Annotated in this window: 6 protein-coding genes and 1 pseudogene; 4 read left to right on the forward strand and 3 right to left on the reverse strand. The window is 70.4% G+C overall.

Annotation, left to right across the window (positions count from 1 at the left end; translation table 11 throughout):
- Positions 1-139 precede the first annotated feature (139 nt).
- Positions 140-2,299, forward strand: coding sequence for a KAP family P-loop NTPase fold protein (locus E2493_RS17800; RefSeq protein WP_167737614.1), 2,160 nt, complete (start codon positions 140-142; stop codon positions 2,297-2,299).
- 13 nt (positions 2,300-2,312) lie between these two features.
- Here E2493_RS17800 and E2493_RS17805 read toward each other — a convergent pair whose 3' ends face one another.
- The 3 genes from E2493_RS17805 to E2493_RS17815 all read right to left on the reverse strand — a co-directional run bounded on the left by E2493_RS17805 (position 2,313) and on the right by E2493_RS17815 (position 5,548).
- Positions 2,313-2,561: a hypothetical protein gene (locus tag E2493_RS17805; protein ID WP_135089619.1), complete on the reverse strand. Its 249-nt coding sequence runs from the start codon at positions 2,559-2,561 to the stop codon at positions 2,313-2,315.
- A 62-nt stretch (positions 2,562-2,623) separates the two neighbouring features.
- A complete protein-coding gene (locus E2493_RS17810) occupies positions 2,624-4,771 on the reverse strand; it encodes an ATP-binding protein (protein ID WP_135089621.1) in 2,148 nt (715 codons plus the stop codon).
- Positions 4,772-5,077: 306 nt separating this feature from the next.
- A complete protein-coding gene (locus E2493_RS17815) occupies positions 5,078-5,548 on the reverse strand; it encodes a hypothetical protein (protein WP_135089623.1) in 471 nt (156 codons plus the stop codon).
- Between the two features lie 76 nt (positions 5,549-5,624).
- On the opposite strand from E2493_RS17815, the gene queF reads away from it, so the two are divergent.
- The 3 genes and pseudogenes from queF to E2493_RS17830 all read left to right on the forward strand — a co-directional run.
- Positions 5,625-6,107 (forward strand): preQ(1) synthase, encoded by a 483-nt coding sequence (queF, locus tag E2493_RS17820; RefSeq protein ID WP_225421571.1) that lies wholly within the window; start codon positions 5,625-5,627, stop codon positions 6,105-6,107.
- Between the two features lie 363 nt (positions 6,108-6,470).
- Positions 6,471-6,923 carry a hypothetical protein gene (locus E2493_RS17825; RefSeq protein ID WP_135089625.1) on the forward strand — a complete coding sequence of 151 codons (453 nt, stop codon included), beginning with the start codon at positions 6,471-6,473 and terminating at the stop codon, positions 6,921-6,923.
- Positions 6,924-6,948: 25 nt separating this feature from the next.
- Positions 6,949-7,044, forward strand: a pseudogene (locus E2493_RS17830) (preQ(1) synthase); the annotation flags it as partial.

A 7,044-nucleotide genomic window follows, 5' to 3' on the forward strand; every position in this document is an offset into this window, starting at 1 on the left:
GACTCCGCGAGGGCAGAAGGAAACTCCGTTTAGGAGGCGCCCTCCCCTGCGCCAAGCCCACCGCCGGGTGCAATTTCCGCGCATGTCCCATCGTGGTAGGATCGCCGACCGGGGCCGGTGCGGCCCGGAGGAGGCGCCCGTGGAGCAGCCGCAACCCGTCGCCCTGGAGGATCCGCATTCGGCGGCCGCCGGGCTCCTGCACGATATGCTGGGCGAGAGCGGCGCCGTCGCCAGCGCGGAGCTCATTGGGCTGTTCGGCCAGGCGGTGCGCGATCTCTGGACCGCGTCGGAGCGCCCGGGGCCGGTCACCTCCGTCGGCCTGCTGCTCGCGATGGTGTCGCGCGGCGCCGCCCTCTCCGGCGGCGATGCCGAGCAGCAGGCGCTGATCGCGGTCAGCGTCGCCCTCCGCCGCAATCCGGCGGCGCACGAGCAGCTGCGCGCCGCTCTGGGCGCGAGCGAGGAAGCGGCGATCAAGGCGGAGCCGCCGCCGGGCCTGCTCCGCCTCAGCCGTCCGCTGGCCCGCAGCCTCTACGCGGCGCTCGATCGTGCCGGCACGGAGGCGACCGGAACGGCGACCGAGGTCCGGGTGACCCATCTGCTCGCCGGCTTTCCGCCGGAGGGGAGTCTGGCCGCCCGGATCCTCGAGGAGCACGGCCTCGCGCCCGAAGCGCTCGCGCCTGCTGCCGCGGGGCCGCCGACGGGCGGCGAGGAAGAGCCGGCGTCCGATCCGCACAACGAGCGGGTTTCCACCCATGCCGACGAGCCGGCCGACGTCGACGAGCTCGGCCGCCGCGCCTTTGCCGACATCCTGGCGGACCGGATCCGCGAGGCACGGGAGAGCAGTCTCGGCCCCGACCCGTCCGCCTTCATCGTCCACCTCCACGGCCCCTGGGGCTCGGGCAAGACCTCGGTGCTCAACTTCGTCGAGCGCAACCTCTGCGCCGGGCCGGAGCCGTGGATCGTCGTCAAGTTCAACGCCTGGCGGGACCAGCGCCTGCAGCCGCCGTGGTGGACGCTGATCACCACCATCTATGCGGGCGCCGCCGCCAAGCTGACGCCGTGGCCGCGGCTGCTGCTGCGGCTGCGCTGGCTGCGCTGGCGCCTCCGCGCCGATTATCTGCCGGTGATCGCCGTCGCCTTCGGCGCCGCTCTGATGCTGCTCCTCTGGCTGCGCCTCGCCGTCCATACCGGCGGCTCCGGCACCGGCACCGCGCCAGGCGGGACGAGCGGGGCGAGCGTGATCGACATGCTGCTCAAATACGCGACGCCGATCCTCACCCTGCTGGGCGGGCTCTGGATGGGCAGCCGCACGCTCGCGCTCGGCTCGCGGCGCGCCGCCCAGACCTATGCCGAGCTGAAGGACGATCCGTACAAGCCGATCACCCGGCTGTTCAACCGGCTGGTCAGGCGGATCGGCCGTCCGGTGGTCGTCTTCATCGACGATCTCGATCGCTGCGACAGCAAATATGTCGTCGAATTGCTCGAGGGCATCCAGACGCTGATGCGCAGCGCGCCGGTCACCTACGTGGTCGCCGCCGACCGCAAGTGGATCTGCTCCAGCTTCGAGCAGCGCTACGCCGGCTTCTCCCCGCCGATCGGCGAATGCGGCCGGCCGCTCGGCTATCTGTTCCTCGACAAGGTGTTTCAGATCTCGGCCGCGAGTCCGCAGATCCCGGCCGATGTCCAGTCGAGCTATTGGGCGCGGCTGCTCAGTCCCGCCCGGGTCGATCTCGAGGCGCGGGCGGAGGACCGACGCCGCAAGGAGGCGGAAGCAGAGCGCGCGGTCGCCGGCCTGACCCGCTCCGAAGACCTGCAGGCACGGGTCCGCGCGGCCGAGGAAAGCGGCGACGAGGTGATGATCCAGGCCATGCGCGCGGCGACGGCCAAGCGCATCGCCAGCCCCGATGCCGCGCTCCACACCCAGCATCGTCTCCAGGCCTTCGCCGCGTTGCTCGAGCCCAACCCGCGGTCGATGAAGCGGCTGGTCAACGCTTATGCGATGCACCAAGCGACTCTCCTTCTCGCCGGCCAGGCGATCGGCGCCGGCCCCCTCGCGCGCTGGACGATCCTCGAGATGCGCTGGCCGCTGCTCGCCGATTTCCTCGCCCAGCGCCCCGACTGCCTCGACGATCTCGCGCGGCCGCTGCACGAGGGCGATCTGCCCCAGGTCCCGCCGGGCCTGCGCCCGCTGTTCGGCGACGAGCTCCTCGCCGAGGTGATCGGCGACGCCGACGACGAGGACCGGCTGACCGGCGCGGCGCTCCGCACGATCCTCGGCGCGGTGCAGGGGGACCGCTGAACCGGGGTACCGCCTATCGGTCCCAGTCCGGCTTGGCGGGGATGCCGTCGCGTTCTGCCGCGGGCGCATGGTCAGCGCCGAACCAGAGGACGAGGCGCTCAGGGGTCAGCTCGGCGTCGATCCGCGCGTCGCTCTCCGATCTCGCCTCGTAGCGCAAAACCAGCTCCGAGCCGGATGCCACTCGATAGGGGTGGCACCAGGGCTCCACCCAGGCCTCGAGCGTGTCGGACTGTTGGTTCCTGATCACGTGGGTGAGGCGCATGGCCTCCGTCTCGCATTTTGGGACAGCCCTCGCAACGCGCGTGCGGCGCGCGGCGGCTTGCCTCAGGCCGCGGCTTCGAGCGCCGGCGGCAGGGTGAAGCAGATCGCCGCGCCGCCCTCGCGCGACTTGCTGATCCAGATACGGCCGCGGAAGGACTGGATGATCGCGCGCGAGATCGAGAGGCCGAGGCCCATGCCGCGGCTCTTCGAGGTGGCGAAGGGCGAGAAGATGTCGGCAAGCTCGCTGGTCACGCCGGGGCCGTTGTCCTCGACGGAGACCATGATCGAGCCGTCGCGCACGGTCTCGGCGCGCACCACCACCCGCGGCTGGTCGGCCGCCGAGGCGGCCTCGCAGGCATTGCGCAGCAGGTTCATCAGCACCTGCTGGATCTGCACCTTGTCGGCGGCGACGTGCAGGCGCTCGCCCGCAATCTCCTGGACGATCTCGAAATCGGGGCTCTCGCTGGCGATCTTCACCAGCGCCACGGCGTCGTCGACGATCTCCGGCAGGAAGGCGCTCTTCGCCGCGCAGGGCCGCTTGACCAGCATGTCGCGCGCCCGCCGCATGATCTCGCGGGTGAGGCCGATCTGCCGGTCGACCTGGACGAGCGCCTCGCCGACCATGTCCATGTCCCCCGGCGCGCTGCGCCGCGCGTAGATCTTGGCTCCCGACAGGTAATTGGCGGCGGCGGTGAGCGGCTGGGCCAGCTCGTGGGCGATCGTCACCGCCATGATGTTCATCGCCTCGATCCGCGAGAGGTGCGCGACCTCCTCGCGCAGCTGCTCGCTGACCTTCTCGTCCGAAATGTCCTGGTCGGTGCCGATCACCTTGCGGACCGCGCCGTCGGCGGACGGCTCGGGGGCGAGCACGAGGCGGCGCGAGGCGGCATGGCCTTCGCCGACCAAGGCGACGATCTCGCATTGCTGCGGCTGCCCGGAGCGCACCGCCGCGTCCACGGCCGAAAGAAACCGCTCCCGGCTGGTCGGATCGAGATAGGAGAGGAAATCCTCGCGCGACAGCACGTCGTCTGCAGGGTCGCGCCCGTACATCGCGCAGAGCTGGTCCGACCAGATCAGCCGGCCCGCCTCGAGATCATATTCCCAGTCGCCGATCCGGCCGAGCCTTTGCGCCTCGCGCAGCCGGCGGTTGGTCTCGGCGAGCGCGCGCGCCGCCCGCTCCCGCCTTGCCAGCCCCGCGATCGCAAAGGCGGCGATCAGCAGGAAGGCCGCGGTCAGCGCCGCCCCGGCGATGCGATAGGACCAGGCGCGGTCGGTCACCGTCTTCAGGACGTCCCGCTCGCCGATGCCGACCGTGACGAAGATCGGATAGTCGCGCAGCCGGCGGTGGCTGAAATAGCGGACGATCCCGTCGATCGCGCTCGGGCCCAGATAGGTGCCGTTCGGGTCCTTCGCCTGCTGCGCCATCACCAATTTGCCGCGCAGATCCTCGCCGAAGCTGATCCTGCCGCCGCTGCGCCGCGCCAGCGTGATCCCGTCCAGCCCGATCACCGAGATGAGGTCGAGCGGCCGCAGCGTCGCGCCCTGGCTGAAGTCTGTCAGCCGCGCGATCGGCATCTCCACCGAGACGGTGCCGACCAGGCTGCCGTCCGCACCCTCGATCGCGCGGGTGAGCGCGAGCACCGGTTCGCCCAGCGTCGGGGAAAGGGCGGGGGGCGAGACCATTAGCCGGTCGCGCGCGCCGGCCCGGATTGCCCGAACGCCCGGCTCGGCGGCGACGTTGCGCGGCCGGGCGCCGCGAACCGTGCTCCACCTGACGTCACCGCGCGCATCGGCGATCTCCACCGCCGCGAACAGCGGGTTCGCCGCGACCGGATCGGAGATCAGCGCCGGCCCGGCGCCGTGGTGCGTCAGTGGCGCGGCCGAGTGGGTGGCGATGTGGAGGGCCGCGAAATTGGCCGCGTCGAAGGTGCGGGTGACATATTGCTCATAGGCGATCACGCGGTTGCGGTTCTCGCGGATCGCCGCCTCGATCGCACCGTCGCGATCGAACCGGCTCTGCGCCAGGATCGCCGACCAGAGCAGGGCGATGAGCAGCGCCGTGCCCAGGCACACCAGGAGGATCACGCCTCCGATCGGCAGAGGCCTGGGGGAGCGGAACATCGTCGCCAATCTACTCGCTTGCGGGGCCGGCTCGTCGCGCACGGCCAGGGACGAAACCCTGCCGCCGGCGAGGTTAACGGATGCTTGCACGGAGGAGGGGAAAATCCGCCCGATCCTTTTATCGCCGACGCTGGCTCCACTCTATCGCGCGATGGCGGCCCGCAAGCAAATCCAGCGTTCGCAAGGTCATAACCATCGGCTTGGTCTGGTGCACAGGATGTGCACCACGCCCGCGCGCGCCGCCGGGATCGTGCTAGAGGCGCGGGCGAGCGGCGTCCCCCCGTCGTTCGCGGCCGCCTCCCCCACGTTCGGCGGCCTTTGTCATGCGCGATCCCCCTTGCGCGGGCCGGAGCGGCGTATCGGCTCCGGCCCAAAGGCGCAGCCGCGCACCACCCTTCACCGCAGCCGCAGGATCCCGTCGCGGATAAGCTCGTTCGCGCCGCGCGCCATGCCGTCGAGCTGGGTGCGGACGAGCTCCAGCGTGCTCGGGGCCTGGAGCAGCCCCGGCGCGAACTCCACTCCGCCGTCGGCGGTGCGGACCAGATAGCCGGCCGCCGCCAGCGCGTTCACCTTCCGGCGCGTCGTCTCGCGGTTGAGCCCGGTGCCGGCCGCGATCGAGCTGATGTTGCAGCGCGTCAGCCGCTCGGGCGGGAAAGCGGCGTCGAGCGTCTGCAGCTCCGATTCCACGTCCTGCCGAGTCAGCTTCTCGGCGGTGATCGCGATTACCGCGATCAGGATCATCGCCGAATCGTAATCGCCGACGTTCTGGCGCCAATTGTTCATGCAGCGCAGCGTCCACAAGGCGAGCCGGATCGCCGCGATCCGGCTCTTGGCACTCGCCTGGTCCTCGTCGACGGCGATCGGCACGGCCCGCTCCCTGGCTCCCGTGCCGGCAGGATAGAGGATCGGCGGCCTTTCTCCAATCGCCGCCGCTGCTGCGGCGATGACAATCGACGCCGTCGCCGCTAAGGCGCCGCGCATGGATCTCACCCATCTCGGCCGCTCGACCCCGCTCCCCGCCTCGCCCGAGGAAGCCCGGCTCGATTACGTGCCCAATCCCCGCCCGGGGCGCGCCTATCTCGTGCGCTTCACCGCGCCCGAATTCACCTCGCTCTGCCCGGTCACCGGCCAGCCCGATTTCGCCCATCTCGTGCTCGACTACGCGCCGGGCGAGGCGATCGTCGAATCGAAGTCGCTGAAGCTGTTCCTGCACAGCTTCCGCAACCATTGCGGTTTCCATGAGGACGTCACCGTCGGCATCGCCGAGCGGCTGGCGCAGGAGATGAAGCCGCTGTGGCTGCGCATCGGCGGCTATTGGTATCCGCGCGGCGGCATGCCGATCGACGTCTTCTGGCAGACCGGCGCGCCGCCCGAGAGCCTCTGGGTCCCGCCCCAGGACGTCGCCGGCTACCGCGGCCGCGGCTGAGGCGCGGAGCGATCGTCCGGATCACCGCCGGCCGCAGCGATTCCGGACTATCCGCTGTCACGCCCCTCCGCGACTTCGTGGAGAGGCTGGGGTGGTTCCTTCCCACCGTCTTCTGAGCTGACGTCTCCCCTCGACGCTGCACCCCCCCTCGATCCCGTCCCTTGCAAGGGGGGAGCAGAGTCCGAAAGGGGGCGAAAGCAGGCTCCCCGCTTTGGCTCGGGAGGCGGCCGGAGAGGCCATGATCCGGCCGCCGCGTGCCTCCCCGGGAAAGGCACCCTCCTGTCGAGTGCCTCATGTTATTGACTTTTTCGGTGTCTGCGGCAGCTTTGCACAGTGCCGGGGTTAGGGACGGGGGATCTGACTATGAAGTTCAAAACGCGCGCAAGCGGGCTCGTCCTGCTGGCCTTCGCATCCGTCGCGCTTGCTCAAAGCCCCGGAAGCGTCGAGTCCGAGCTCAAGTACGCGCAGGAATATATGGACGCGCAGAAGTGGGACTATGCGATGTGGCGATACGAGGGCATCCTCCGCAGGGACCCCGATAATGCCGAGGCGCGCGCGGGTTACGAGAAAGCCAGGGCCGCCCACGAGGCGAAGAAGGCCAGGCAGGAAGCGCAAGCCCGCGAGTTTGACAGGCCGCGCCCTGTTCCCGCCCCCCGCGTGACGCCAAGGAGCAAAGGCGGCGGCCAATCCAAACCAGTCAGCAACGCCCAGGCGATGTGCGATGCGCAATTCGGCACCTGCAACGCGATCCACAAGAGCGTCGCCACCTGCGCGCCCCGCAGGGCCATGTGCTACACGCAGAACGGCGTGAAATAGCGTCCGGAACCTGGGGCCTCCGCAGGAGATGAAGCCGCTGTGGCTGCGCATCGGCGGCTATTGGCATCCGCGCGGCGGCATGCCGATCGACGTCTTCTGGCAGACCGGCGCGCCGCCCGAG

It is taken from the genome of Sphingomonas parva (ex Maeng et al. 2020) (genome assembly GCF_004564275.1).
Lineage (GTDB): Bacteria > Pseudomonadota > Alphaproteobacteria > Sphingomonadales > Sphingomonadaceae > Allosphingosinicella > Allosphingosinicella parva.